The sequence below is a fragment of the Micromonospora sp. DT201 genome (assembly GCF_049841575.1).
Lineage (GTDB): Bacteria > Actinomycetota > Actinomycetes > Mycobacteriales > Micromonosporaceae > Micromonospora.
Genome location: NZ_JBNCKP010000015.1, coordinates 1 through 26,612 on the forward strand (window position 1 = coordinate 1; position 26,612 = coordinate 26,612).

The following is a 26,612-nucleotide window of genomic DNA, read 5'->3' on the forward strand; positions in this document are numbered from 1 at the left end:
AGCCAAACGAGCCCACTACGCTCGCCGCCTCACCCTCGAACTCCAACCATGATCACGAACGGCGGCTGCCGTACTAGCCGGTGCCAGCGACGCGCTGGAACTGCTGGATAGCCTAGACCGCCCGCGTGACGGCGCGATCGTGACGACCTTCAGCCGGCTGCAGCGCGGACCGAGCCGGAGGGCCCTGGCGAGCGTGCGTCCCGACCTGCTGATATGGGACGACCCGCCCTCCTCGCTGCCGGTTCAGCTCGGCGACCAGGCTCGAAAGGTGGTGGCCCTAGTCTCCCGGGGCGAGGGGCAGCATTGGGCACAGTGGCCGGTGCTGCTGGCCGTCGACACCCAGGTCTTGCGCGATCGCGGCCACTCGTCGCTGCCTGAGGTGACCTTCGAGGTGAGCCGCGAGGAACTGGAACTCCGATCGGAGGCTGGGGCGCTGCTCCGGGACCTCGGCGTTAAGTTCCTCATGCCGTGGAGCGACAGCCTGCCCTCGTTGCACGCCTGGTTGCTGGCGCGTGCCACGGATGCCGGTGAGGACCTGTCCGCCCGAGCATGGGCGGTCCTCGACCGGATCGAGAACGTGCCGTCCGACGACGATCGACGCGACGTCCTGCGCCGCACCCTCGCCGGAGTCGCGTCGCTGTCCCGACCCTGTCTCGTCGTCGCACCCACGCCCGCCGACGCCGTCTATACCGCCGACCAGCTCGCTGGGCTGGCATCGGCGCCGGTCCCCATCATTGACGCCACGCTATCCGCAGCGGACAAGCGGGGAATGCTGGCTGCCCTCGCGCCGGGGCAGTGCGTGGTGACCACTTCTGTCCTAGACGACTTGTGGCACGAGCTGCCGAGCGACTGCGTCCTCGTGCTGCTGCCCTTCCCCGATGGAAGCGGCCTGCCGGGCCGCGGACTGGTCTCGAGGTGCCGGATTGGTCATCGAACCGGGGCAGTTTCGGAGAGCATCGACGCCTTACACTCTCCGGCATGGCGACGAACCCCTTGCCGTCGGAGCAGCACGCCCCTGGGGACCCGCCGGCCGAGTCGAGCGAGCCTACCCAGGCGACAAAATTTCCGCCTGTCGTCTACATGCCATGCTCGCTGCTGAAGCCGGGCGATGACCGGCTGAGCGTGGACCTCCGCCGGACCCGCGACGGACGAATGGCGCTGCTGGTGTATTCGGCACTAGATCGATTGGTTAAGTGCTGCGGCGATCAGCAACCGTGGACCGTAATGCCTGCAACAGACCTTGAGGCAATACGGCTCGACACGCAGTACGAAATCGTCTTCTTGGACCTGGAGATCCCGGACGAATTCCGGCGGCGATCGGGGGAGGAATGATGTCGTTCGAGACTAATGTCACCCTGACGGCGCTCAGTGAGATTGCGGACCGTTTATGGCGAGCCGGGGACACCCTCGACGGCGCGGGTAAGAGTCCCCCTCCGTTGCCGGACGCCGGGGAGGTCACCGGGATTATGGGCCAAGTCGTGGCACACGTGTCTGAGAGTGCCGGAAATCTGGTCGTCGGGCTACGAGAGGCGAGCGCGCGGGTAACGCAATCTCGCAATGCCTACGAACGTCAGGACCTGGAAGCTAGCGAGAGCTTCCAGGGACTGTTCTAATGCCGATCGATACAAGGATTGACGGCAACCCCGAGTCCATCCGCGCCAGTGCACAGTGGCTCAAGAACCGATTGGCGACGAGCATGGATCACTGCGTCACCGATCTTCGCTGCGCTCGCGATGAAGCTGTTCGAGGGTGGCAGGGTACTGCTGGCCCAGCATTTCAGAGCCGGATGGAAGGCACCAGCCGCAGGGCGGACGGCCTCAGGATCGATATAGAGGCAGCGGCGAATTCTTTCAACGCTTACGCCGACGATTTGCGGACCTCTCAACAGGGGATGGAGCGAGCCCGACAGATTGCTAGAGACGAAGGCCTGCAGCTGACCGGTCAGACCATCCTTGAGCCGGGACCGGCACCTGTAGTTCAAGCGCTTCCTTCCGACCGAAATCCCAGTGCGGAAGAAGTGCGGACCTACAATAGCGGAGTTGTCGCCCTCGACGCACACTACCGTAAGGTTCAAGCGTACAATTTGGCGGCAGTCGAAGCGAATCGAGCGCGCGGCGTCATCGATGCGGCGAAAGCAATCGGCAAGAACATTTGGGACGACCTAACCGGCAAAAGCCTGCTGGTAGCCAGTGAGGTAGTTAACGGCGCGGTCGTCGGCGGGTTGGCGGCTGCGCACACCAGCATTCTGAAGAAGCAGGCCGAAGCTCTGCGGGAAGAATCCAAGCGGGCGGTTGAGCGTTACCTGAAGGCTCCCGGCGGATCGGCCGAAGCTAAGGCGCTAAATGCGCAGGCGTACGGGAAGCATTTGGAAGCGGACAGGTTCGCCGGCAAGGCGGACTCGGTCGGTCGGCGCGTGGGAAGCAAGATCCCAATCGTCGGTGTAGCGATCACTGGCGCCGGAATCGGCTACGACATCCACCAAGGCAAGCCTGCCGGTAAAGCGATCATCTCAGGTGTTGGCGGGGCGTTGGCCGCTGCTGGTGCCGGTGCCGCAGTCGGAACCATGGTCGGCGGCCCCGTCGGAACGGTGGTGGGGGCCGTCGTGGGTGTCGGTGTCGGGCTGGTCGCAAGCGGGGCCCTAGATTGGGGTTACGACCAACTCCCGCAAGGCGTTAGGGACGGGATTGACGACGGCTTCAAGGAAGTTGGTGACGCCGTCGGTGATGCTGGCGAGGCGGTAGGTGACACTGCCAAGAAAGTCTGGAATTCGATCTTTTGATGAAATCAGGGGACGATGGGATGTCTACAGGCAGGGACGCGGCAGGAAGCCGACAGCTGTCGCAGCCCGCTGGTTGGGCTAACAAGCGGCCTAGCAACAGCCAGATCCTGTCCGTGGGCTTTCTTTTTTTCATAGCTGTTACTTGTGTAGCGTTTGCGCTCTGGGCGGTGTTGTCCGGGGAAGTGACTGCCGGCGTGCTGCTGGTGGTCGGAGCGGTATATATCGCCGCTGTCGCTGGCCTCGGCTCGTGTTCGCTTTGGATCCCCCGCCGCCGGGCATCAGGTGGCACACTAGGCACGTGCCCGGTCTGCGGCGACCACCAAAGCGTCTCTTTCACCTACTCGACGTGGCCATATTTCTGGTTGGTAGCCACGCTGTTGATGTCAGCGCTAATCGGTGCCTTCGTCGCGATTGCGGTAGCGACTACCGGGGTCCCTGGGCTGGCGGTCGGCATCGGCCTGATGCTTTTGACACTCGGCCTTGTGTGGTTCCTTGTGGTTCTGCTCCGGCTTGCCCCCGGTCGGGTGTCGCTCTGCCGGACTGGGCTCTACCATCGAAGTCTGAACTTCACGCACGTCCTTCCGTGGTTTTCGGTCTATGAAGTATCCGCAGAGTGGATCGGGTCGCCGCTCATCGTCGCTAAGGCTTATCCGGCTGACGGTGCCCATGTTCGCCGCTACACCGGGCGTTTCGGCACACAGGAGATGCAGTTCTTGCCGTTTATGACCGTCCGCGCAAGATGGCTGGCTGCGGATGCCACCGCCGTATTTTACGCACTGCGCTTTTACCTTGAAAACCCTGAGTTACGGACCGAACTGGGAACTACGGCGGCACTCAGCCGGATCCACAGCGGATCTTTAAACAGCTAGTTTTCGGCTGGGAATGTTAACCATGGTCGAGTCGAGGTCACGGCATGGCGGTGATCGACAACTGAAGAGGTCTCCGGTATCTAGTTCTGCGGGACAACAGAGTGGTCGTCATAACAGAGAACGTCCTTTCCAAGACCACAAGGACGCCCTACCCGGCGCGGGAACGGCCGGGTGGGCGGTGCTGGCCCGATCCGCCCGGCCGGCCGATCGGCGCAGCCCCGCACAGGCCCACCCCACGCTCGGTACGACGCACTGACGCGGCTGCGCCGGTGGGCCTTGAGGGGCCAGCCGCGGCCGTCCAGGATCAAGGGCCAGCAAGCGCACCCCGGCCTCCCGCCCGAGAGCAGGTCAGCGCCGACAATGAATCTGCGCGAGAGGCACGGCTGCTGTCGCTCGGGCGCTGCCGGGCGGCACCTGAGCGCGGCCAGCGGATGCTACGGTCGGAAGGCGGACCTGCCCCACGTTTGTGGATCGGCAGGTCCTGTTTTTGAGCCCGCCGCCGCTGACGTGTCACCGTCGCCCGGGGGTGGATGTCTAACAGCATTGGACGCTGCTGGTCGTTGTTGCGACGCGCGCTAACTCACAGTGACCCGATTATGTGCGGAAGGCCTACACGGGCTCTGGGAAAAATCCTTGGCCCGATCCGCCGGGCCGGCCGATCGGCGCCGACCCGTACAGGCCCACTCGGAGATACCTGCGAGGCACTGAACGGCTGGGACGGTGGGCCTTCAGCGGCCAGCCGCGGCCGGCCAGGATCGAGGGCCCCAGCACGGAAACTCCCAGCTCAGCCATGCTGCCGACGAACCTGGTGAACCGCATCGAGGTCTGGCCCGACGCGCTCAGTCCGCACTGAGTCCGCAGCAGCACGACCCGCCGCCCGGTCGAGGCGGTCCGCCACCTGGTCCAGGACGTCCTCGATCAGGTCGGCGTACACGTCCAGCGTCATGGCCGCCGAGGCGTGCCCGAGCATCCGCTGCACCGCCTTGACGTTGGCGCCCTCGGCCACCGCCAGACTGGCCGCCGTGTGCCGCAGCTCGTGCGGGGTCAGGCCGGCGAGACCGATCGACGTCGCAGCGCGGTCGAAGACCCGGCGACGGAAGTTGTTGTTGCGCAGCACGTCACTGGCCGGGGACGTGAACAGGCGGTACAGCCATCCGTACAGCCAAGACGGTCCGCTCACACCGGCGTCACCCGGCAGCAGCAGACGAGCTGGCCAGGGCCATGACCAACCAACCAGCCATCTACGGTCTTGCCCCAATCCCGAGGTTGGTCCGGGCGGCGTGGTCCCGTGATTAATGCGAAGATCTCCTATATGAAGCCAGCCAAGAACCCGTGGTGGCAGACAGCAAAGACGCCGAAGCAGGGTTTCATCAGGGGAGGCGTCTGGCTTTTCCTGGCCGTCGGGTGGATGGTCGTGGCCGTCGGAGACCCCACGCCGTTGCGTTGGGTATTTGCCACACTGTGGGCGGTCGTCGGTGTGGGCTACCTGGTGTCAGCCGTGTTGCTGCGGCGACGGCAGCACGCGACTCAGGACAGGGCAAGGCCAGAAGCCGCGGTCCGGGCCGATTGAGCGCGATCCGCCAGCAACGGCCACGAGGATCGGCCCGGCATGAACGTGCAGCGGGGCAGGCGGTCCGCATCTGGTCCGCAGGAGGTCGACGGGCGGCGGGGAGCGGTGAGAGATGTCGAGAGCCGTTTCTGCTGATCAGCCCATGCGGCGATGCGCGATTTCAGGTGTGCGAGAACCAGTTGAACATCCGCACTGGCAGGAGTACGAGAACGACGGTCGCAGCTGCGACGGCCAGCAGAACGCGCACCGTGCGAAGACCTCGCCACCACGGGATAACCCAGAGCAGCAACCACATGGCGCCTGAGATGACCACAGCGTCAGTCATGCTGGCGACGACCCGGACCCACCGCATCGAGGCCGGACCGACGCGCTACCCCTTGGCGGTTGCCGTGCCCAGCGCGTCGTCGGCTGGAGTTGGTGGGGCATGTCCCAGCCCTCGGCCAGTCGCGACGGGTGCACGTTGGACCCGCCGCCGAAGAATTCGCAGAACTTCATGATCAGCGGGTCCCAGCGCAGCGGGTCCACGTAGCTGGTCCCCGGGACGACCAACTCTTCCTCGACGTGCGCGCGGAGTACCTCGACCTGGAAGGCGGTGGCCTGGACAGAGGCCCCGGCGAATGGATGAGCCGCGACGACCCGACATTCGAGCTGGACCGGGCATTCCGCGACCCGGGGTGCTCGGACCAGTTCTGACGCCTGCTGAGTCAGGCCGGCGACGCCGAACTTGTCTGGCTCGTACCGGTAGCCTTGCCGGACCTTGCCCTCCGACACGTCTGCTCTGCCGGTGGTCAGCGCGATCCGGTCGACGGCGTCGACCATCGCCGAGGACGGCAGGTTGAGGACGCATTCCCGTTCGCGCAGCAGGTTTGCCGTCGTCTGGCCGCTGTCGCCGAGACCGAGCATGGCGAACTGGCCCAGCCACCATGCCGACGACATTGGCGCGAGGTTCGCCGTGCCGTTTGGGTTGCGTGAGCTGATCAGCACCACCGGAGTCCCGAAGTAGAGCACCTTGAGGCCGGGTACCACGTGCATCGTTCCGCCTTTCATCAGAGCCGGCCCGCGCGACGTACGGACCACCCCCGACTCTGCGCGTACCAGGCGAACGATGCTGGCGGTCATCGGACGTGACGCTTGCCGACGGGAGGGGTACCCGTCGCGGGTTCGAGTCCCGCCCGCCCCACCCGCAAATCGGTCATATCCGATTAACGAGGCCCAGCTCATTCGTGAGCTGGGCTTTCGCCCGTCTGGGACGGGCGCGATCTTCGATGGCGAATGCGGCGGTGCGCGAACCTGCGTCAGCCACCCTGGGTCAATGGGGTACGTCAGCCGGGGCCCTGGACCGCCGCTGGACCGGTTCATCGACGACATCTGTCAGTTCGCCCGCTGTGCCTCGCAACTCTCATTCTTCCAGCTCAAAGGGCTGGCGACTAGATCGATCCCGCTAGTGGCTCAGCCCTGCGCGGCCATCGGTCAACGGCTGATCGTGGCGACTAGATCGATGGCCCGTGATCCAGGCATGGAATGAGACATCCGCTCCGGCGAGCCCGCTCAAGGCAACAGACGCCGCCCGGCCTCTCGGCGACGGCGGCATCGTCTCCGCGAACCCGCGACCGGCATGCATCCCGATCGGCACCTGACATGCCTGTCACGCGCCGCGAACCAGTTGGATCATCGCGTAAGCGCCATGACAGGTCGGTATCAGGCCACGGGACGATGGTGGATGCATGACAAAAGACATCGCGCTTACCGAACAGGACAAGAGAACTCTGCAGGTCGCCGCCTATGGTGCCATCACGCTGCTGTCAATCGCTGGTGCGGGCGGTGGCTCATCGCACAAGATCGCCACCAATGGAACCATCGCGTTGGGCTCGGCCACCGGCCTGGTTGGACACGTGCTCGCCGGCTATCCCAAGGGTGCGGGGGTCACCGGCAAGTCCGTAGCCGAGGTCGCCGACCGCGTGCTTCCGGCCCTAACGTCGGCCATCATCCTGCTCAAGGAGCAAGCCCCGGAAGAGGCCGACAACTTTCGCCGAACCGTCATCACCGCACTTCAATCCGCCAGCCACCAGAGCCAGCCCAGCCCCGTCGTCGCCGGCATGATCCAGAAGATCACCAAAGCCCTCGACGCCGCCTGACGGGGCGCTGCCAAAGCGAACGTGATCCCAGCAGGCGGACGCCGGCCCGGTTTGGTTTCCGTTCAGCGCTGCCTCGGCGAGCTATCGCTTCGCTGGGGGCACTGCGCTGGCTGCTCGGTCCCGGCCGCGCGCAAACGACCTGTCCACGCTAGGCCCGCCGTGGGCCGCATCGAGCGGGCTGGGACGCAGTGCCGGGAGATGCCGTACAAGACGCAACAAAGCGATAAGGAGGATCACATCATGACGAGCAGGAATCTCGCGGACGATTCGGAGTGGACCGGTATGCTGCCGGTCGAGGACACTGCACTTGCGGTCACCGACACCGGCGGTGGCGGAATTCCCGTGGTTTACCTCAATGGACAGTTCGCGACTCAGGGTTACTGGCGGAAGACCGTTGCCGAACTCGGCCCTGGCTTTCGGCACCTCACCTACGACGAGCGGGCTCGCGGCAAGTCGAAGACGTCGGCCGACTACTCCTTCGCCGCCGCCCTTCGCGATGTCGACATCGTCCTCGCGGCCAGGGGTGTGGACCGAGCCGTGGTCGTGGGCTGGTCCTACGGGGCGTTCGTGGCCGCGCACTGGGCCAGCCGGAATCCGGACCGTGCCTTGGGCGCGGTCCTGGTCGAAGGCGCGCAACCATACGACTGGCTCGACGCCGCGATGGAGCAGCGGATCCGCAAGCTGTTCAAGCGGATCCGCTGGCTCACGGCGCTGCTGCGCCCGACGGGCCTGACCCCGCGGATGACCGCTGAACAGCAGGCCGAGATCAACATCGAGGTCGGCAAGCTTTCCCGCGAGCGCGAGCTGGCTCCGGTGCTGGACGACATCAGCGTCCCGACGCGGTACGTACTTGCGTCAGGCAGATCGTTCGGAAGCAAGGGCGATGAGCAGGAACGTATCCGAGCCAGCCTCGGTGTCGTGACCGCCCGCAACCCGAACATCAAGGTCAGCGCCAAGGTCTCCAGCAACCACGGCGCCATCCTCAAGAAGGACGCCCCGGCCATTGCTGCGGCCGTACGCGAGGTCGCCGCCGTCGGCCACAACCGGCGGTGAAGAGCTGCCCAAAACGATGCGCAGGCGCGATCAGCCGGAGGCGGCCGCGCCAGCGCATCACCAGCTGGGCATGCGTCGTACCGACTTTTGCTTCGTGACAGCGACGGCCCGTTTCCCATTCCGAAGTCGAATCACTCTGAGGAAGGCGAAGGATGACTGGCTTGAATGCAGTCGCAGACGCCGAGCTGACCATGTTCATCGAGACACTTCGTGACAACCCGCCACCACCGGCACACCTGATAGGTGCCGACGCGTTGCGCACGGGGCAGCGGCAGCGAGTGGCCGCTCAACCCCGTGGTCCAGAACTTGCTGACGTCTGCGACGAGCGGATAGGCGACGTCGCCGTCCGGATCTACCGGCCGCAGGCCGCGTCCCAGGGCACCGTTGTGTACGTGCACGGCGGCATGTGGGTCATCGGCGATTTGGAATCACACGACCGGGTGTGCCGTCGCCTCGCCAAGGCCACCGGTGCGACCGTGATTGCGGTCGACTATCGCCGTGCGCCAGAGAATCCGTGGCCGGCAGCGGTGCAAGACGTCCTGACCGTCCTTCGTCCGGTGACCGCGTCCGATGGCCCCGTACTCGTCATGGGCGACAGCTCGGGCGGCAACCTCGCTGCTCTCGCCTGCCTGCGACTCAGGGACGACGATAGCCGGCTACCTGACGCGCAGGTCCTGGCGTACCCGAACACCGATCTGACCCTTGGCCGGCCGAGCACCTGCACCAAGGCCACCGGGTGGGGCCTGTCCACCGAAGATGTCGCATGGGGCGTCGAACTCTGGGTCCCCGATCCGCAGCTGCGCGCCGATCCCCACGTGAGCCCCTTGTTCGCCGATGTAAAGGGCCTGCCGCGCGCCGTCGTGGTCACCGCTGAACATGATCCACTCCGCGACGAGGGCGACGCATACGCCGACCGGCTCCGGCAGGTTGGAGTGCCGACCGAGCACCGGTGCGAGGCTGGTCTGGTCCACGGGTTCCTCACGATGGACGTCGTCTCGCCCGCGTGTGCGGCCGCCGGCGACCGGATCTTCGCCGACATCGCCGCGCTCCTGGAAGAGTCATGAGCCGGTGTCACCGACCACTCAAGGGTGCGCTGCCGCTACCGTCACGTGGCCTTTGTCCTAGCCGCCTATCCCCTCGCCACTGCCAGCGCCTCGTCCGGGCTCAACGCCTGCCCGTCGGCGCGTGCTGCCGTGTACTGCGCCGATCCGATCAGCTTCTGCGTGGCCTCGACAACGCGTCTGGTATCGGCGTTGTCGGCAAGGCGTGCTCCGTGCACGGCGTGGGCGGCACCGAGCAGCAGCGCCGCACGGGTGCCGTCGGCTTTCAGCAGGGCGACACCGGCCAGACCGGTGACGGCGTCGGCGGCGAGGAGGTAGTTGCCGTGGTCGACCGCTTCATCGAGCAAGGTGCGGTGCAGCCGGGCGGCCTCTTCGGGGCGATCGGTGGACGCGGCGATCCAGCCGAGGCCGCGCAGAGCCTTGAGGCGCACAGGGCGTGCCGCGTCGCCGCCGCCGACAGCGGCAATCGCGAGTTCGTACCTGCGGGCGGCTTCGGTCAGGTCACCTTGGTGGCGGGCGACGTCCCCGAAGCCCTGGTGGAGCTCGGCGAGCACCTCGGGGCGCCCGGTGCGGGCGGCGGTCTCGCTCGCGTGTTGGAGGTCGGCGCGAGCGGCGGATAGGTCCCCGGCGAGCATGCGGACCTTAGCGCGGCGGCAGAGCAGGTCAGTGAGTGCCTCGGCGGAGGAGAGCTGGTCGGCGAGGTCGACGGCCTGGCTCTGCAGGGAGATGGTGCGGGCCCAGTCGCCGCGCCAGGCGGCCAGCTCGGCCAGCGAGTCGAGGGCGTTGGTGGTACCCCAGCGGTCACCGATGGCCCGGAAGCCCTCGAGCGCCAGCAGCAACGCCGCCTCGGCCTCGCGAGCCTCCCCGCGAACAAGGTGCCGGTCGCCGCGGTGGAGGTGCGCGGTGGCCTGCGACCACGCGTCCGCTGCGGCCGGGCGGTCCGGTGTGGGGCAGAGCACCGCCGTAGCCGGCCAGCGAGGCGGATCACTCGCGGTCAGACCCGTCGCGTATGCCAGAAGGCTCGACGCGCCGGCGTCCGGGTCGACGACGGCGATCGCGTTGGCCGCGCACAGGCCGAACTCCTCCGCCAGGTCACCGGGCGGCGCTCCGTCCAGCTGGGACAGTAGCTCCATGGATAGTGCCGCACCTTCGCGGCGCAGCCCGCGCAGGTGCCAGTACCAGGACATCGCCGCGGCCATCCGCAGTGCCAGCTGCGGATCGGTGTACACGGTCCAGCGCAGCGCGGCCCGCAGGTCGTCGTTCTCGGCGGCCAGCCGGTCCAGCCACTCCAGCTGTCCGAAGCCGCGTAGATGCGGGTCGGCAGACTCGGTGAGCCTCCAGAAGTGCGCGGCATGCGTGCGGCGCACCACGGGTTCCTCACCGGATTCGTTCAGGCGTTCGGCGCAGAAGGCACGGATTGTCTGCAGCATCCGGTATCGGCCACTGGAATGGTCGACAAAAGACTTCTCGGTGAGTCCGGCGAGCAGATCGTGCATGTCCGGCTCGGGCAGACCGCACACCGCGGTGGCCGAGGCGACGGTGGCGCCGCCGACGAACACGGACAACCGCCGGGCGAGGGTCCGCTCGGCCGGGTTGAGCAGCTCCCAGCTCCACTCGACCGCCGCCCGCAGCGTCTGATGCCGAAGCTCGGCGCCACGGCTGCCGCGGGACAGCAGACGGAAGCGGTCAGACAGCCCTGCGGCGATCTCCGCGGGGGCGAGCGAACGTAGCCGCGCCGCGGCAAGTTCGATAGCCAGCGGGAGCCCGTCGAGTTCGGTGCAGATGCGTGCGACGTCGTCGATGCCGTCGGCGTCGATGCGGAAGTCCGGCCGCACCCTGCGCGCGCGGTCTGCGAACAGGCGTACCGCGGGAGAGTCCAGCCGCTCAGGCATGGGCGCGTCCGCCCTGGCGACGGCGAGCTGCCCGAGTGGGAACAGCGTCTCTCCGGTAAGTCCCAGTGACTCGCGGCTGGTGGCCAGGATTCGTAATCCGGGGCACGCGGCTAGCAACCGTTGGGTGAGCCGGGCCGTGTCGTCGATGATGTGCTCGCAGTTGTCCAGGATGATCAGGATCCGTCGGTCGGCGAGCGCGTTGATCAGGTGTGCCTCGGCAGCGCGCGGCCCCGCGGCGGTGGACAGCAGGCCGGGGTCGTTCAGGCCGAGCGCCATGGTGATGGTCTGGGCGAGAAGGCGGGCGTCGGTCAGAGGTGCGAGTTCGGTGAAGGCGTGCTCGCCGTTCATCGCGCTGGCGGCCTCGATCGCCAGCCGGGTTTTGCCCGTGCCGCCGGGGCCGGTGAGGGTCACGAGCCGTTCGGAAGCGAGTAGCCCGGTCAGCCGGGCGAGTTCCTCGTCGCGGCCGACGAAGCTGGTCAGCTGAGCGGGCACACGCCGTGGTCCCGGCGATGGGCGATCGCGGAGGATGGCCATGTGTGCGGCGGTGAGCTCGTGCGAGGGGTCGGTGCCGAGGTCGTAGGCTAGTGAGCGGCGGGTGCGTTCGTAGAGTTCGAGCGCCTGCGCCTGCTGCCCGGAGGCGTAGAGGGCGCGCATCAGCAGGGCGCACGCCCGTTCGCGGAGCGGATGCGCGTTCACCAGCTCGGACAGTTCGGCCACGGCGGTGACGGTTTCGCCGGTGGCGAGTGCTGCCTCGGCGTGGTCTTCGATCGCGACCAGGCGCAGCTGGACGAGGCGGGAGACGTGCGCGCTGAGCAAGGGGACATCGGGGAGGTCGGGCAGGTCCCGTCCGCGCCACAGCTGCACGGCCTGTGACAGCAGCGTTTCGGCGGTAGTGGGATCGGCCGCCAGGATCTGGTGCCCATCAGCGGCGAGACGGCTGAACAGGTGCGCGTCGACCGCGTCTGGGTCGACGGCGAGGCGGTATCCGGCCGGGCCGGACTCGATCGTGGCCCCGGTGCCGCGCACCAGGCGACGCAGACGTGACATCTGTCCGTGCAGGGCGTTGGCCGCGTCGGCCAGCGGGCCATCCGCGTACATGCCCTCGATCAACCGATCTGTGCTAACGGTGCGTCCGGCCTCCAGCAGCAGCAGCGCAAGGATGGCCTGACGTTTTGCGCCGCTGACGGCCACGGCGGTGCCGTCGGGGTGGCGGATCTCGACGGCACCCAGGATGTTGAACAGTATGCCCGGGGCATTCGTGGTCATCGTGTCCCACCTGGATCTTGGCAGTCGGGCGACCCCCATGGTAGAGCCTTCTCCCGATCCGCTTCTCTGTGAGCTCTAACGCCCATCGCCTTCCGTCCTGCAGGCCCTGGGGCGTTCGTTCGTGGCATCGTCTGCTATCCGTCGACAGCACCAAGATCGCTAGCTGTCGGCCTGTGACCTTCAGCCGTAAGCGGCGCTGATCTTCAGCGTCAACCGAAGTCGAGGAATCAGTGACCTCGGTTGGCGGAAGTGGCGTGGAGGCCGCCGGTAGGCCAAGTGGCCCGACGGACGCGCAGGTTGATGTCCAATAAGACACATCAAGCTGCGCGAATCCCGACTACGTTTTACGTGTCCGCACCGCAGTTTCCATCACAACAGACCCGTGCGCTGCCGGAATGCGGTTCGGATTCTGCCACGTATGGTCCACGCACTTTTCTGACCTGTGGGTTTTGGCTTTGCCGCAGTCGTCATGCGAACCGTTTTATCGAGGTTTCGAGTCTTCCATGGCGAGCGAGTGATGCTGCATGCATAATGAATGCATGGTTGCTCTCCAGATTCGGGACGTGCCGGAAGAAGTGCGAGACGCCCTGGCGGCCCAGGCCAAGGCGCGCGGGCAGTCCCTCCAGGCTTACCTGTTGGAGTTGGTGGAGACGCAGGCTCGACGGTTGCGCAACACGGCGGCCCTTGACCGCTTCGCCGGCCGATCGGACGGTGCTCGCTCCCTGCCGGGGGAGAGCGCGGCCGAGTTGAATGATCAGCGGGAGCAGCGCGGACCGTGGGGAAGCGCCGCATGATCGTCGTGGATGCGTCGGTTCTGGCCGATGCCCTGGTTGACGACGGGCCGGTCGGCGACGCGGCGCGGGTGGAGCTGACCGGAGATCCGCACTGGGCCGCGCCGAGCCATCTTCTGGTCGAGGTCATGTCGGTGATCAGAGGCAAGGTCCTCGGTGGAAAGCTGGGCCTTGCTCGGGCGCAGGAGGCGATCGAGACTCTGCCTTCGTTGGTCATCGATGAGGTTGGCGTCGCTATGCTGCTCGACCGGATGTGGCAGTTGCGGGGCAATGTCACGGCGTACGACGCGGCTTATGTCGCGGCGGCGGAGTTGTTGGCCTGCCCACTCGTGACCGGTGATGGTCGGCTCGTCAAGGCCGGCGGCGTCCGCTGCGAGTTCCGACTGCTCGCGGTGTCCTGACGGTGGCCGCCCGAGAAGCATCGGCCTGACGCCCTTGGGCCGGCCAGCCTGAGTGGAAGCGGATCACCGGCGATTGCCGCATGGTGGTACCTCCGGCCCCCAGCCGTTTCCCTGGTCAGACCCTCTCGGCTGCCCGAGCGGACCGCGTCGAGGTCCGGACCGACGCGCTACCTCCTGGCGGTTGCCGTGCTCAGCGCGTCGTCGGCTGGAGTTGGTGGGGCATGTCCCAGCCCTCGGCCAGTCGCGAGGGGTGCACGTTGGACCCGCCGCCGAAAGATTCGCAGAACTTCATGATCAGCGGGTCCCAGCGCAGCGGGTCCACGTAGCTGGTCCCCGGGATGAGCAACTCTTCCTCGACGTGCGCGCGGAGTACCTCGACCTGGAAGGCGGTGGCCTGGACAGAGGCCCCGGCGAATGGATGAGCCGCGACGACCCGACATTCGAGCTGGACCGGGCATTCCGCGACCCGGGGTGCTCGGACCAGTTCTGACGCCTGCTGAGTCAGGCCGGCGACGCCGAACTTGTCTGGCTCGTACCGGTAGCCTTGCCGGACCTTGCCCTCCGACACGTCTGCTCTGCCGGTGGTCAGCGCGATCCGGTCGACGGCGTCGACCATCGCTGAGGACGGCAGGTTGAGGACGCACTCCCGTTCGCGCAGCAGGTTTGCCGTCGTCTGGCCGCTGTCGCCGAGACCGAGCATGGCGAACTGGCCCAGCCACCAGGCCGACGACATTGGCGCGAGGTTCTGCGCGTACCAGGCGAACGATGCTGGCGGTCATCGGACGTGACGCTTGGCGGTGGGAGCGCGCCCATCGCAGGCCACTGGCATTTTCGCCACGATCTGAGCCGAAGCGCCGCATCGGCCGGACCCTTGTTTTCTACATTGGACGGTCGTCGAACACCCTTCGCCGTGGTCCGACCGCAACCGTTGACACCAATGTGTCGGCGATGTTTCAATCAATGTCTCGAGACGTTGTTAGCGTTAACAACTCCCAACCATTGCGGCTATGCGGGACCCATCACGGCCTCGATGTTGTCGCTCACATCGGCAAGTGACACCCGTGTGCCACAAAGGCGACCGAACAGGGCCGCCACATCGTGCGTGACCTTCCGGTGATCGCACCAGCAACCCGGCCGCCTCACACGGCCACGTCAAAGCTCGGCTCGGTCGAGCAGGACGCAGTAGGAGCTGATCCAACATGTTCAGACCCCCCACCGCCCGCGCCCGCCACCGAAGACTCGCCACGCGTGCAGCGATCGCGCTATCGCTCGTCGGCACCTCACTTGCGTTGGCGCTGCCAGCGCAGGCGAACGAGCCGGCGGCTCCAGCCAGACCGCAAGGCCCATGTGACATCTATGCCGCCGGTTCCACCCCGTGCGTGACCGCCCACAGCACCACACGAGCGCTCTCCGCCTCGTATAACGGCCCGCTCTACCAGGTCCTGCGCACGTCGGACCGGGCGGTCAAAGATGTCGGCATCGTCGCACCCTCCGCTGGGCCGGTTCCGGACGCGGGCGGATACGCCGACGCCGCCGCGCAGGACGCATTCTGCGCCAGCACGCTCTGCCTGATCACGGTCGTCTACGACCAGTCCGGCAAGGGTAACCACCTCTACCAGGCGCCACCGGGAACGTTCCGGGGCCAGGAGGTAGGGGGCTATAACACGCTCTCGATCGCCGACATGGCGCCGGTGACTGTCAGCGGCCACAAAGCGTACGGCGTCTACATCATGCCCGGCATGGGGTATCGCAACAACGACGCCTCCTACCTCGCGAAGGACGATGAACCGCAGGGGATCTACATGGTCTTCGACGGCACACACTTCGACAGCGGGTGCTGCTTCAACTACGGCAACACCTCGACCAACAGTCGTGCCGTGGGAACGGGCACCATGGACACCGTCTACTTCGGCACCGCTACCGCGTGGGGCAAGGGCCGCGGCCCCGGCCCCTGGATCATGTCCGACATGGAGGCCGGGCTCTTCTCCGGCTACAACGCCGGTGTGAACGAGGCGGATCCGACCATCGACTCGTGGCGGTTCGTGACCGGTTCCGTAAACGGTGGTGGCGGAAATCAATGGGATCTGAGGGGTGGTAACGCGCAGGACGGCGCCCTCTCGACTTTTTACAGTGGACCTCGCCCCGGTTCGCTTACCAACAGCACGTACTTCCCGATGCACCGCAGGGGTGCTGTTCAGTTGGGCAATGGCGGCGACAACGGTAACGGCTCGGCCGGCACCTTCTACGAAGGCGTGATGACGGCCGGATACCCGACCGACGCCAGCGTGCAGGCGGTTCAGGCCAACATCGTCGCGGCGAAGTATGAGGTACAGCGGCTGAGCCTCTCGCGGGCCACGACCTTCACACCGGGCTCGACTCAGAGTGTCACCGAGACGTTCACGAACACCACCGGTTCACGAGCGACTGACGTCGAGCTGAACCTCGCCACGCCCAACGGGTGGAAGGCCCTCGTGTCAGGCACCAGCAACACGTCGGCGACGTTCTCCGCAGTTGAGCCCGGCGCAAGCGTGCAGGCGACCTTTACGGTCACCGCCCCGACAACGATCGGTGCGGGCTACCTGAGCGGCAAGGCCGTATGGACCAGTCCGACACTTGGCGGGGGCCAGTCGACGTCGATCGCCCAGGCCGTCCGCAACGTACTCCCCGTAAAGATCAACGAGGTCCGGTTCCGGACCAGTAGCAATGCCACCGACCAGTTCATCGAGCTCTACAACCCCACGGGTGTCGGTATCGACATCTCGAACTGGACGCTGACCAACACGCCGGGCCAGTCGGCCGCGACCCTGCTCGCGACGATCCCGGCCTCGACGACGCTCGCGGCCGGCGGCACCTACCTGCTGGGTCTGTCCGGTTCGGGGCTGGCGGCCCCGGCGAACCCGGGCGCGACCACGATCAACGTCCGGAGCACCACCGGTTTCGCCGTCGGCCAGCAGATCGACATAGACACCGGCTCGGGCCGGGAGACCCGCGTTGTCCAGGCACTCGGTACCGCGGCCACCGCCCCGACGACGCTGTTCGTGCCGGTCACTACCGGGCCGTGGCTGACGATTCCCGCGGGCTCGACCAATGTGCCGGTCACGAGCGCGGCAGGCTTCGAGGTGGGACAGAAGATCGCCATCGACTCCGCCACCAACTACGAGTTGGCCACCGTGACCGAGGTCGGCAAGGCGGCCACGCAAACGACCCTGTCGGCGGTGGCGGCCGCGGGCGCGTCCAACATCAAGGTCGCGGCCAATGCCAACATGACGGTCGGTGACAAGCTGACGATCGACGCCGGAGAATACAAGGAGGTCGTCACGGTCGCCGAGATCGGCACCACCGGCGTGAACGGGACCGGCGTCACGCTGACCACCCCGCTTCAGTTCAACCACCGCTCGGCCGTCGACGTGTCCGATCGGGGCACCGGCATCAGCTTCTCGCCGGCCACGAGCCGCGCGCACTCGAGCGGAGTGTCGGTTCAGGCGCTCGGCAGCGGCATCACGCTCGACACCGCCGTGAACACCGGCCACCCGCTCGGCACAGCCATCGTGGACCCGCAGGTTACTACGGCGGGATACCAGGGGTCGCCGAGCCCTGACCAGTGGTTCGGAGGCGCGCTGTCCGTCAGCGCCGGCTCGATCGCGCTGCGGGACGCCACCGGCGCGGTGGTCGTCGACGCGATGGTCTACGGCTCCCAGCAGAGCAGTTCGAGCGGGAACGGGACCATCACCAGCCCGGAGCTAGCGACGATGGAGGCCGACCAGGGCGGCGGGGGCTGCATCGTGGTGGTCGCCGGCGCCGCGGCCGGGCCTGGACGAAGCAATACCCGCGCCCCCGACGGCAAGGACGCCGACAGCCTTTGCCGCGACTTCGTCACCTCCACCGCGCCATCGCCGGGGGTGGCCAGGCCCGTGGTGACCGCGACGGCCGCCCCGGTGAACTGGGGCACCGCCGCGACGGTGACCGTGACCGTGAGTGCCGGCGGCAAGCCTGCCCTCGGCACGGTCGAACTGCGGGAGGGCGACACCGCCCGCGGCACGGCGACGCTCTCCGCCAACCGTGCGACGTTCACGCTCCCTGCCGGTCTGGCGGCCGGCAGCCACGAGCTCACTGCGCTCTACTCGGGCAGCGACACGCTCAGCGCGGCCCAGGGCACCGTGACGCTGACGGTGAACCTGCCGCCCGCGTGGACCGCAACGAAGATCTACAACACGGGCGACAAGGTCAGCCTCGACGGCAAGGTGTACCTGGCCTCCTGGTGGACCCAGAACCAGAAGCCAGGTGACCCGAACGGTCCGTGGCAGGAACTGGCCCTCACCGAGGACGGCCGGACGATCTGGACCGCGTCGCGCATCTTCAACGCCGGCGACCAGGTTTCGTACGACGGTCATTCCTACGAGGGCAAGTGGTGGACGCGTAACCAGGCTCCCGGTGACCCCTACGGACCCTGGAAGCTCCTGAGTTAGACCAAGCTGGACCTCGTCCCAGATCCGGTTTGCGGACCCCCTGCTGAGCAGGGGGTCCGCGTCGTCGGTGGGGGCCTGTCATCTACGGGTACGGGTACCGGCCCACCCAAACGAACGATCACACCTTGAGGACGTCCACGTCGCAAAGCGGTGTCGACGACCCGGATTCACCGCGTCGAGGTCCGGACGGTGGCCGTCGCGACCCCAAACCACGAGCCGACGCCCACGGGCATCCTCACCTCCGCAGGCTCATTCATAGCCGGAACGGTATTCGTCGGCCTCGCCTTGGACCCACCTTGCCCAGGGCGCGGCGTCGTACATCCGGCGCACCTTGAACCTCTAGACGAGTCACTCCTAACCCTGGCCCGGGCTGTGAGCGCAGCCTGCAGCCGGCGGTGACTGTCGGTCACCTCCGTCAGGGCGGATGCGGTAATGAGCGGTATACCTCAGAGTCATATTCATACCTCTGAGGTATACCGCTCAACAGCACATCGCCATGGCAGACAGCCAAAACGGATGGCGAGCGTCCTCGGCTGCGCCCGCAGCCCCGTCTAGTGCTGCTGGTCGTGTTGTGAAGCTGATGACCTACCGCCGTCCGGCAGCGGACGCCGCCTTCGGCCGGTCAGTCGCAAGCAGACCGGCCGTGGATCCGGCGAGGCTGTCGAACCACCTTTTCTGCCCGAGGCACAACACTGAGTCGAGCCGTACGCCGATCCGGGCAGAGCCCCGACCGGGACCGTTCACCGGCACGGCCAGCCCGCCAAACTCGGTTAGGAAGGCACGAGCGAGAGCGTGCATGGCAAAGCCCTCAGGGGCGAGCGCCGACTCCCACTCGTCGACGTCCACCCGGCGGCGCGGCGACCAACCTGCCATCGTGAGTGCTTGTGCCGCCCGGTCCGGCAGTGCGCGGTCGTCTCCCCGCATCACAGCACCTCCCTATGGTCGAGCGTGTTGCGCAACGCCATACTGCCGGCCAAGGTCACTCAGGTCGACCGGACCATCGGCGCCGGTCGCGGGCCGAATCAGCGTCCGCTGACCCCGCCCCTGGTGTTGAGGTACCTGAGGACGGCCAGGACGCGCCGGTGGCCGCTGTCGCTCACGGCGAGGCCAAGCTTGGCGAAGATGTTGCCGATGTGTTTGTGTACGGCGTTGTCCGTGATGACGAGCTGGTCGGCGATCGTGTCGTTGTCGTGCCCCTGTGCCATCAATGCGAGCACCTCGCGCTCGCGTGGAGTAAGGGCGGCGATCGGGTCGCCCGCGTGTAGGACGAGTTGCGCGATGACCTCGGGGTCCATTGCGGTGCCGCCAGCCGCGACGCGGCGCAGCGCGTCGACGAATTCATCAACTCGGCTGACGCGGTCCTTGAGGAGGTAACCGACGCCGCCGGCGGTGGTGGAGAGCAGTTCGGCGGCGTACTGCTGCTCGACGTACTGCGATAGCACCAGGACCGGCAGGCCGGGGTGCTCTCGACGGGCCTGCAGGGCGGCGCGGATGCCCTCGTCGCGAAATGACGGCGGCAGCCGAACGTCGACGATGGTGACGTCGGGCCGGTGGTCCCGGACGGCCGTGAGGAAGCCCGCCGCATCGTCGACGATGGCGACGATTTCGAAGCCCACACGGTTGAGCAGCAATTCCAGCCCGGTGGACAGAAGCACGTTGTCTTCGGCGATCACGACCCGCACGGCAGCTCCATGGTGATGGTCGTCGGCCCGCCGGCCGGGCTGACGACGTCGATGGTGCCGTCGAGAGCGCGTACCCGGCCACGGATGCCGGCGAGGCCGGTGCCCAACCGATCATCGGCGCCGCCGGTGCCGTCGTCAGTGATCACCACCGACAACCGTTCGGCCTTGCGGCTCACCCGCACGCCGGCCGTGGTCGCTCGGCTGTGCCTGACGACGTTGGTCAGCGCCTCGGCGACAGCGAAGTAGACGATTGCCTCCACAGCCGCCGGTACCCGTTCGATGTCCCCGATGCTCAGTCTGGTCGGCACGCCACAGCGAGCGGTCACTGCGGTCAGAGCACCGGCGAGGCCCCGGTCGACGAGAATCGGCGGATAGACGGTTCGGATCACACCGCGGAGTTCGGTCATCGCCTCTTCGGTTCCTTCGTGTGCGTCCCGAAGAAGTTCCTCCAGGTACTGCTCGTCGCGCGGATCATCGGACAGCACCTGCCGGGCCAGGGCCAACCGCATCGCGATGGCCACCAGCCGGGCCTGGGCGCCGTCGTGCAGGTCGCGTTCAATCCGGCGCAACTCCGCGCCGTGGGCGTCGAGCACGTCCGCCCGGGTGCGGGTCAACACGGCGACCCGGTCGGCGAGCTGTTCGGCTGTCGAGTGCGACAGCACTACCTGACAGATCCGGGCGTGTGCGAGAGCCATCGGCGGGAAGCACAGGTATGCCAAGGCGGTGAGCAGGAGAATCTGCAGCGGGCCGAGCGTGAGAGCGGTCGCCCAGCCGGTCACCGGAACATCGATGAACGGCCGTGGCCGATCCTGCGGTTCGAACGCCCACCACAGTGTCGTGGCGACCGCGGCGGGCACGACGTTGCCCACGCACAGCAGCGCGGCCAGGCCGAACGCTACCCCGGTCACGGCGTTGACCGGCAGCCAGAGTGCGTAGCGGCCCGTGGACGGACCGGCCCAGGCTCGACGTCCTCCCGCGCGCAGGGCTGAACCCGATGCCATCGGCGTCCCGAGCAACCGGCCGGCATGGTCACGGTGCCAGTTTGCCCACGTCCGGGCAAGCCGCGGAACGCACAGCAGCGGCAACGCGAGCACAGTGGCGATCCCGGAGGCTAGTGACACCAACAGATAGGCCCCGCTGCGCCACACCTGCACCCACCGTCGGCCCGACGTCACAGGATGCCCCTCTGCCAACTCCCGGAAACAGCGTCCTTTCGCGTTCCCGACACGGCGTCAAGTCTGCCCGATGGCCGCAGCACTACAGCCAGCTGTACCCCAAATCCGGTGGTACGGGGTAGCGGCTGGCACCGACGTAATCCGTAGCGTCAGACGGCATGCCCCATGCTGTGCGGCGCGCCACGTCCGCTGACTATTCGATCCGTCTGGCTTCGGTGTCCAAGGTTTACGGTTCGGCGAAGACCGCGGTGCAGGCACTGGATGCTGTGAGCATCGAGCTGCGCCGAGGCACCTTCACCGCGGTGATGGGGCCTTCCGGCTCTGGTAAGAGCACATTTCTCAACTGCGCGGCCGGTCTGGACCGGCCCACCTCGGGCTCGGTCTGGCTGGGCGACGTCGAGCTGTCGCGCCTCAACGAGGTCCAGCTCACCGAGGTACGGCGCCAGCGGATCGGCTTCATCTTCCAGGCCTACAACCTGCTGGGCTCGCTGAACGTGGAGGAGAACGTCACGCTGCCGCTGCGACTCGCGGACAAGAAGACCGACCCTGAGTTCCTACGCGAGGTGTTCACCGCGGTCGGCCTTGGCGAGCATTTCAGGCGGCGGCCGAGTGAGCTCTCCGGCGGTCAGCAGCAGCGGGTCGCGATTGCCCGCGCGCTGATCAATCACCCGGACGTGGTGGTCGCCGACGAACCGACCGGTGCGCTGGACACCCGGTCCAGCAAGCAGGTGCTCGAACTGCTGAGGGGGATCGTGGACGACATGGGACAGACGGTCCTGATGGTGACCCACGACCCGGTCACCGCCTCGTACGCCGATTCCGTGGTTTTCCTGGCCGATGGCCGGCTCGCGGGTGACCTGCCCCGGCCCACCCCGGATCAGGTCGCGGCGCGCATGACGCACCTGGGTGAGTGGTGATTGGCCTGATCCGGCGTCTGGTTCGCATCGTGGTGCCGTTGCCGCGGGACCTGAAGATGGCGTGGAGCACGATCAAGGGAAACAGGGGCGGTTTCGGGGGCTCCTTCGTCGCGATCGTCGCGGGCTCGGCCGTGATCACCGCATGCGGGATCCTTCTCCAGGCCGGGCTCGGCAACGGCGTCACCCCCGAGCGGTACTCGGGCGCAGCGGTGGTCCTCGGTGCGCCGCAGTCCTTCTGGTTGGACGAGAGTTCCGAAGTCCGCCACAGCGAGCGTGTCACGCTGCCCGCCGACAAGGTCGCCGCCGTCGCCGCGGTACCCGGCGTCCAGGCCGCCATCGGTGACGTCAACGTGCAGGTCAGCATGCTGAACCCGGACGGCGACGTGGTGCGCGGCCCGCACGACTTCCCGGTGCTCGGGCACGGCTGGTCCGCGGCGGCGCTTGCGCCGTTCCAGGCGAGCGAGGGCCGTGCCCCCGGGCCCGGCGAGGTCGTGCTGGACGCCGATCTGGCCGAGCGTGACGAGGTGGCGGTCGGCGCCACGGTGCAGATTGTGGTCGGCTCGATCCTGTCGTCCTACCGCGTGGTCGGCATCGTCACCGCGCCGGACGGGTTGGACCGGCAGTCCGCCGTTTTCTTCAGCGACGACGAGGCGATCAGGCTGTCCGGCCGGCCGGACCGGGTGGACGCCATCGGTGTACTCGCCGCGCCCGGCGTCGCCCCGGAGCAGCTGGCTGGGCGGATCAGGGACGCCGTGCCGGACGTGGTGGCCCACACCGGTGCCGGACGCGGCGACGTGGAGTTCTTGGACGTGGGCGACGCCCGCAGCCTGGTGGTGGAGACCGCGGCGTCGTTCGGCGGCACGATGGTGCTGATCGTGGTGTTCGTGGTGGCCAGCACCCTCGCGTTGTCGGTGCGGCAGCGCCGGCGCGAGCTGGCCCTGTTGCGGGCCATCGGCGCGACGCCCCGACAGATCCACTGGATGATCAATGCCGAGATGGCTCTGGTGTCGTTCACGGGCTCGCTGGTGGGTGCGATCCCCGGTGTGATCCTCGCGTTCGTGATGCGTGGCGTGTTCGTCCTCGCGGGCGCCATGCCCCCGGATTTCCAGATGAAGGTGAGGGCATGGCCGATCCTCGCCGCGTTGGTGTTGTGCATGATCGGCGCCCGGCTCTCCGGATGGCTGGTCGCGCGTCGGGTGGTCAAGGTCAGCCCGATCGAGGCACTCGGGGACGCCGCGATCGAGCCCAGGAGTCTCGGCCGGGTCCGATTGATCGTCGGAGTCCTGCTCATCCCGCTCGGGCTGCTGCTGACGCTTGGCGATGTGGCATCGCCGGGAGACTCGGCCGCCGACACCGCGGCGAGTGCGGTTCTCCTGTTCGTTGTGGCGCTCGGCTGCCTCGGGCCTCCGCTGCTCAACGGCGCCCTCGCGCTGTTCGGCCGGCTCGTGAACCGGCAGTCCACGGCCGGCGGCTTTCTCGCTCAGGCAAACACGCGGGCCAACTGGCGGCGGCTCAGCGCGGCGACCACCCCGCTGGCGATGGGCGTGACCCTCGCCGCGGTGCAGGTGTTCAGTGCCTCCACGACGATCGCAGGGGCGCAGCACCAGCTCGAGGACGGGCTACGGGCCGACCACGTGCTGACCTCGTCGTCTGGAGCCGGTATCTCCCCCGAGGTGGTGGACGCCGTACGCGGGGTGCCCGGGGTCGCCGTGGTGACGCCGGTGGCGCGGATGCAGGTGCTGCTGACGTTCCCGTCCGAGGACAGCACCGCGACCAGGGCCTTCGCCGCTCAGGGCGTCGCACCCGACGGACTCGCCGAAACGATGGACCTCGCGGTGCTTGAGGGCGACACCGCGGAACTACGAGGCAAGACAGTGGCGCTGAGCCGGGTCGTCGCGGACACCGTCCATGCGAAGGTTGGCGCGGCGATCGAGCTCCACCTCGGCGATGGCACGACGATCAAGCCGCTGGTCGTGGCGATCTACGAGAACGGCCTGGGCTTCGGCGACGTCGCGCTGCCCAACGACCTCGTCGTCGCCCACAGCACCGCTCAGGTCAACACCGCGGTCCTGATCAGGTCCGCGAACGGGACCGATCAGAAGGCGCTCGACGACGCGCTGCGCGGCACTCTCCAGCGCTATCCGACGGTCCAGGTGGGCGACCGGGAGGCGTTCCTGGCCGTGCCAGGGGTCGGCGGCGCAGGTGACTGGGTGCTCAATCTGCTCTTTCAGACCGTGCTGCTCGGCTACATCGCCATCGCCGTGGTGAACACTCTGGTGATGGCGACGGCGGCGCGGGTCCGCGAGTTCGCGATGCTGCAACTCATCGGCGCCCACCGGGACCAGGTCCGCAAGATGATGAACGGCGAGACCAGGATCGTGGTTTTCGCAGCACTGCTGTTTGGTGCGCTGGCGGCGATTCCCCCGCTGATCGGCTTCAGCCTCGGGTTGACGCAGTCGCCCACGCCCAGCATTTCTCTCATCGGCGTGATCGCGATCGTGGCGTTCACCGTCGCGCTCTCCTGGGGTGCGATCACGATGGCCACCCGGCTCGCCATGCGACCGACGCCGATCAACGCGATCGGCGGGCGCGAGTGAGGGGCCCAGCCGGCGTAGCAGCCGAGTCTGGCCGGTGTCAGACTCCGCAGGCCGATCGAAGACGCGACGACGGAAGTTGGTGCATCTTTCAGGAACTCGGCATGGCTGCTGCGGCCTCGAGGACTGCGCGCTCGTACTGGTTGCGGCGGAACACGAAGGGACCGAAGTCCCCGTAATCGCGCTTGGGACGGTGGGGCTGAACGAAGCCGCGCCACCTCACCACGTCGTCAGTAGTAACCACCTGGGCTTGCAGAGGCCAGCAGCCGACCTCGCCGCAGTCGCATCCGAGTAGGGCGATCGCGCCTTTCCGGGCCCAGTAGGCCGAGTCCGGTCGGCCGGTGAGGTAGCCGGTCAGGTCACCGAAGTTGAAGTGATCAAGAACGATCCCGGCGTACTGGCCAGGCACGTCGTGGCCGGCGGCATGCTCGTAGCCAGACACTAGGTCCACCAGGCTCACATTGTCGACGTACGGCAACAACTCGCGTGCGGGGTCAGGACCGCCGCCCCACGGGCGGATCTCAAAGCGGACCTTGCGATTGAGTGGCTGAGTTCGCACAAGCCCAAGTCTGCCGCAGGCACGAGTTCATCGGAGATCATGGGACGGCACGCTTTCATCGTTCGTGCCGTGATCGAGCCGTTCATCATCCAGGTGGTCACCAGCGTTGCCTTGAAGTTGGGTCGGCGGCGCGCTCGACGACGTAGGCGAGGTGCCCCCTGACCAGGGGTCACTCGCCGAATACGGCCCGGCGAAGTGGAGGCATCGCACCGCAGAGGCGGAAGAATCCGCGTACCGCTGTGCGGGCCTCCCGGCGTTGGGTGGCCACCTTCAGGTTGCGCATGGACTCGGCGACTGCGGCGAACCCGTGCTGGAGCATCTGCTTCTCGTAGCTGGCCAGGGCGGGCCGTAGCTGTGTGCGGTCCTCGGAAATCTCGGTCAGTGCGTGGCAGAGCAGTCGCGCGTCGTGCAGCGCCGCGTTGCCGCCAAGCCCGCCTACCGGTGGCATGTGGTGGATCGCGTCGCCGAGCAGTGTCACGTTGCCGGTCGGCCATGGTGTGACCGGGGCAGATGCGGCGAAGGCGAACTGCTGCGTGCTCTCCGGGGCCGACTCCATGACCATCCTGCGGAGGTCGGGGTGCCAGTCGGTCATCCGCGCGGCGACGAGGTCGCGTAGGGGTTTCCCGGTCAGGGCTGCGGTCGCGGCAGGCAGCGCGTTGCGGTCGGCGACGTAGGCCCACATGACGTAGTCGGCGTCGGTATCGGAGGGCCTCCGGGAGCGAAAGGCGGACGTGAACAGGAAGTCCTGGCGCGGCAGGAACATGTTCTTGCGGGTCGTGATGGGTGTGGGTAGCCATGCCTCGGTGCGTGGGGTGAGCGGCAGTTTGCCGCCGACGCCGATAGCGGTGATCGGTTGCTCGCCGGCGTTGGGCAGGAGCTGGCGGCGGACCCGGGAGCGGGCTCCGTCGGCGCCGACGAGTAGGTCGGCGGTGGCAGAGCTGCCGTCAGCGAAGCGCGCGGTGACGGTGCCACCGCGATGTTGCTCGTAGCCGATGAACTCCTTGTCGAATCGGATCATGTCGTCAAGGTCGGTAAGGAGTAGCTGGCGCAGTGCTACGCGACTGACCGCGTGCTCGCCGGCGGCCACCGCGTCGTGGGTTTCCGGGCCGATACGCACCATCAGGCGAAGGCGCTCGTCGTACACGCCCATCCCGGGACCCGGGTCACCAGCGGTGTCTGTCAGTTCTCGCCACAGGTTCGTTGGCAGGCATTCGGCGAGCGCGGCACTGCCCGCGGCTTCGATGTTGATGCGGTAACCCTGAAGTCTGGCGTCCGGGGCGCGGTCCCGTTCGTACACGGTCACATCGACGTTCTGTCGTCGTAACCCTTGGGCCAGGCACAGGCCGCCGATGCCGCCGCCGACGATGAGGACGCGCAGGGGGGTGGACCGCATCGTTGTTCT

Annotated in this window: 22 protein-coding genes and 1 pseudogene; 13 read left to right on the plus strand and 10 right to left on the minus strand. The window is 67.3% G+C overall.

Features of this window, described 5'->3' with window-relative positions; genetic code table 11:
• Positions 1–139 precede the first annotated feature (139 nt).
• From ACLQ28_RS22430 to ACLQ28_RS22445, 4 genes are all read left to right on the plus strand, one after another.
• Entirely contained in the window at positions 140–1,099 is a 960-nt protein-coding gene (locus ACLQ28_RS22430) for a hypothetical protein (protein WP_425688414.1), read from the plus strand.
• Positions 1,081–1,332, plus strand: coding sequence for an SAV_915 family protein (locus tag ACLQ28_RS22435; RefSeq protein ID WP_425688402.1), 252 nt, complete (start codon positions 1,081–1,083; stop codon positions 1,330–1,332). Before ACLQ28_RS22430 ends, ACLQ28_RS22435 begins: the two co-directional genes overlap by 19 nt.
• Positions 1,333–1,612: 280 nt before the next feature.
• The gene (locus tag ACLQ28_RS22440; RefSeq protein ID WP_425688240.1) at positions 1,613–2,779 is read left to right on the plus strand and encodes a hypothetical protein; all 1,167 of its coding nucleotides are present in this window, start codon (positions 1,613–1,615) and stop codon (positions 2,777–2,779) included.
• Positions 2,780–2,973: 194 nt separating this feature from the next.
• Positions 2,974–3,648, plus strand: coding sequence for a hypothetical protein (locus tag ACLQ28_RS22445; RefSeq protein WP_425688241.1), 675 nt, complete (start codon positions 2,974–2,976; stop codon positions 3,646–3,648).
• A 784-nt stretch (positions 3,649–4,432) separates the two neighbouring features.
• Here ACLQ28_RS22445 and ACLQ28_RS22450 read toward each other — a convergent pair.
• Positions 4,433–4,828, minus strand: a complete 396-nt coding sequence (locus ACLQ28_RS22450) for a tyrosine-type recombinase/integrase (protein WP_425688242.1) — start codon at positions 4,826–4,828, stop codon at positions 4,433–4,435.
• A 108-nt stretch (positions 4,829–4,936) separates the two neighbouring features.
• Here ACLQ28_RS22450 and ACLQ28_RS22455 point away from each other — a divergent pair, with 108 nt between their 5' ends.
• Positions 4,937–5,218: a hypothetical protein gene (locus ACLQ28_RS22455; RefSeq protein WP_425688243.1), complete on the plus strand. Its 282-nt coding sequence runs from the start codon at positions 4,937–4,939 to the stop codon at positions 5,216–5,218.
• A gap of 160 nt (positions 5,219–5,378) precedes the next feature.
• On the opposite strand, the gene ACLQ28_RS22460 is transcribed toward ACLQ28_RS22455, so the two are convergent.
• Positions 5,379–5,543, minus strand: a complete 165-nt coding sequence (locus ACLQ28_RS22460) for a hypothetical protein (RefSeq protein WP_425688244.1) — start codon at positions 5,541–5,543, stop codon at positions 5,379–5,381.
• On the minus strand, positions 5,540–6,250 hold the full coding sequence (locus ACLQ28_RS22465) for a flavin reductase family protein (RefSeq protein WP_425688245.1): 711 nt from the start codon (positions 6,248–6,250) through the stop codon (positions 5,540–5,542). Before ACLQ28_RS22465 ends, ACLQ28_RS22460 begins: the two co-directional genes overlap by 4 nt.
• Positions 6,251–6,942: 692 nt before the next feature.
• On the opposite strand from ACLQ28_RS22465, the gene ACLQ28_RS22470 reads away from it, so the two are divergent.
• From ACLQ28_RS22470 to ACLQ28_RS22480, 3 genes are all read left to right on the plus strand, one after another.
• Positions 6,943–7,353, plus strand: a complete 411-nt coding sequence (locus ACLQ28_RS22470; protein WP_425688246.1) for a hypothetical protein — start codon at positions 6,943–6,945, stop codon at positions 7,351–7,353.
• A 159-nt stretch (positions 7,354–7,512) separates the two neighbouring features.
• A complete protein-coding gene (locus ACLQ28_RS22475; protein ID WP_425688247.1) occupies positions 7,513–8,406 on the plus strand; it encodes an alpha/beta fold hydrolase in 894 nt (297 codons plus the stop codon).
• Between the two features lie 161 nt (positions 8,407–8,567).
• Positions 8,568–9,470, plus strand: coding sequence for an alpha/beta hydrolase (locus ACLQ28_RS22480; RefSeq protein WP_425688248.1), 903 nt, complete (start codon positions 8,568–8,570; stop codon positions 9,468–9,470).
• 65 nt (positions 9,471–9,535) lie between these two features.
• Here ACLQ28_RS22480 and ACLQ28_RS22485 read toward each other — a convergent pair whose 3' ends face one another.
• A complete protein-coding gene (locus tag ACLQ28_RS22485; protein ID WP_425688249.1) occupies positions 9,536–12,625 on the minus strand; it encodes an ATP-binding protein in 3,090 nt (1,029 codons plus the stop codon).
• A 539-nt stretch (positions 12,626–13,164) separates the two neighbouring features.
• Here ACLQ28_RS22485 and ACLQ28_RS22490 point away from each other — a divergent pair.
• Positions 13,165–13,419 carry a FitA-like ribbon-helix-helix domain-containing protein gene (locus ACLQ28_RS22490; RefSeq protein WP_027656217.1) on the plus strand — a complete coding sequence of 85 codons (255 nt, stop codon included), beginning with the start codon at positions 13,165–13,167 and terminating at the stop codon, positions 13,417–13,419.
• Positions 13,401–13,817, plus strand: a complete 417-nt coding sequence (locus tag ACLQ28_RS22495) for a type II toxin-antitoxin system VapC family toxin (RefSeq protein ID WP_425688250.1) — start codon at positions 13,401–13,403, stop codon at positions 13,815–13,817. Before ACLQ28_RS22490 ends, ACLQ28_RS22495 begins: the two co-directional genes overlap by 19 nt.
• A gap of 190 nt (positions 13,818–14,007) precedes the next feature.
• Here the strand turns inward: ACLQ28_RS22495 and ACLQ28_RS22500 are convergent.
• Positions 14,008–14,562, minus strand: a pseudogene (locus ACLQ28_RS22500) (flavin reductase family protein); the annotation flags it as partial.
• 454 nt (positions 14,563–15,016) lie between these two features.
• On the opposite strand from ACLQ28_RS22500, the gene ACLQ28_RS22505 reads away from it, so the two are divergent.
• Positions 15,017–18,283 (plus strand): arabinofuranosidase catalytic domain-containing protein, encoded by a 3,267-nt coding sequence (locus tag ACLQ28_RS22505; RefSeq protein WP_425688251.1) that lies wholly within the window; start codon positions 15,017–15,019, stop codon positions 18,281–18,283.
• Positions 18,284–18,868: 585 nt separating this feature from the next.
• On the opposite strand, the gene ACLQ28_RS22510 is transcribed toward ACLQ28_RS22505, so the two are convergent.
• The 3 genes from ACLQ28_RS22510 to ACLQ28_RS22520 all read right to left on the minus strand — a co-directional run bounded on the left by ACLQ28_RS22510 (position 18,869) and on the right by ACLQ28_RS22520 (position 20,873).
• Positions 18,869–19,207, minus strand: a complete 339-nt coding sequence (locus ACLQ28_RS22510; protein ID WP_425688252.1) for an SUKH-3 domain-containing protein — start codon at positions 19,205–19,207, stop codon at positions 18,869–18,871.
• 98 nt (positions 19,208–19,305) lie between these two features.
• Positions 19,306–19,965 (minus strand): response regulator, encoded by a 660-nt coding sequence (locus tag ACLQ28_RS22515; protein WP_425688253.1) that lies wholly within the window; start codon positions 19,963–19,965, stop codon positions 19,306–19,308.
• Positions 19,953–20,873, minus strand: coding sequence for a sensor histidine kinase (locus ACLQ28_RS22520; RefSeq protein WP_425688254.1), 921 nt, complete (start codon positions 20,871–20,873; stop codon positions 19,953–19,955). The genes ACLQ28_RS22515 and ACLQ28_RS22520 overlap by 13 nt, the downstream gene beginning before the upstream one ends.
• A 425-nt stretch (positions 20,874–21,298) precedes the next feature.
• Between ACLQ28_RS22520 and ACLQ28_RS22525 the strand changes: the two genes are divergently transcribed.
• The gene (locus ACLQ28_RS22525) at positions 21,299–22,057 is read left to right on the plus strand and encodes an ABC transporter ATP-binding protein (RefSeq protein WP_425688255.1); all 759 of its coding nucleotides are present in this window, start codon (positions 21,299–21,301) and stop codon (positions 22,055–22,057) included.
• Entirely contained in the window at positions 22,054–24,654 is a 2,601-nt protein-coding gene (locus tag ACLQ28_RS22530; protein WP_425688256.1) for an FtsX-like permease family protein, read from the plus strand. Before ACLQ28_RS22525 ends, ACLQ28_RS22530 begins: the two co-directional genes overlap by 4 nt.
• Positions 24,655–24,742: 88 nt before the next feature.
• Here ACLQ28_RS22530 and ACLQ28_RS22535 read toward each other — a convergent pair whose 3' ends face one another.
• Positions 24,743–25,210 (minus strand): hypothetical protein, encoded by a 468-nt coding sequence (locus tag ACLQ28_RS22535; RefSeq protein ID WP_425688257.1) that lies wholly within the window; start codon positions 25,208–25,210, stop codon positions 24,743–24,745.
• A 169-nt stretch (positions 25,211–25,379) separates the two neighbouring features.
• Complete coding sequence (locus ACLQ28_RS22540; RefSeq protein ID WP_425688258.1) at positions 25,380–26,603, minus strand: FAD-dependent oxidoreductase; 1,224 nt, start codon at positions 26,601–26,603, stop codon at positions 25,380–25,382.
• Positions 26,604–26,612 lie beyond the last annotated feature (9 nt).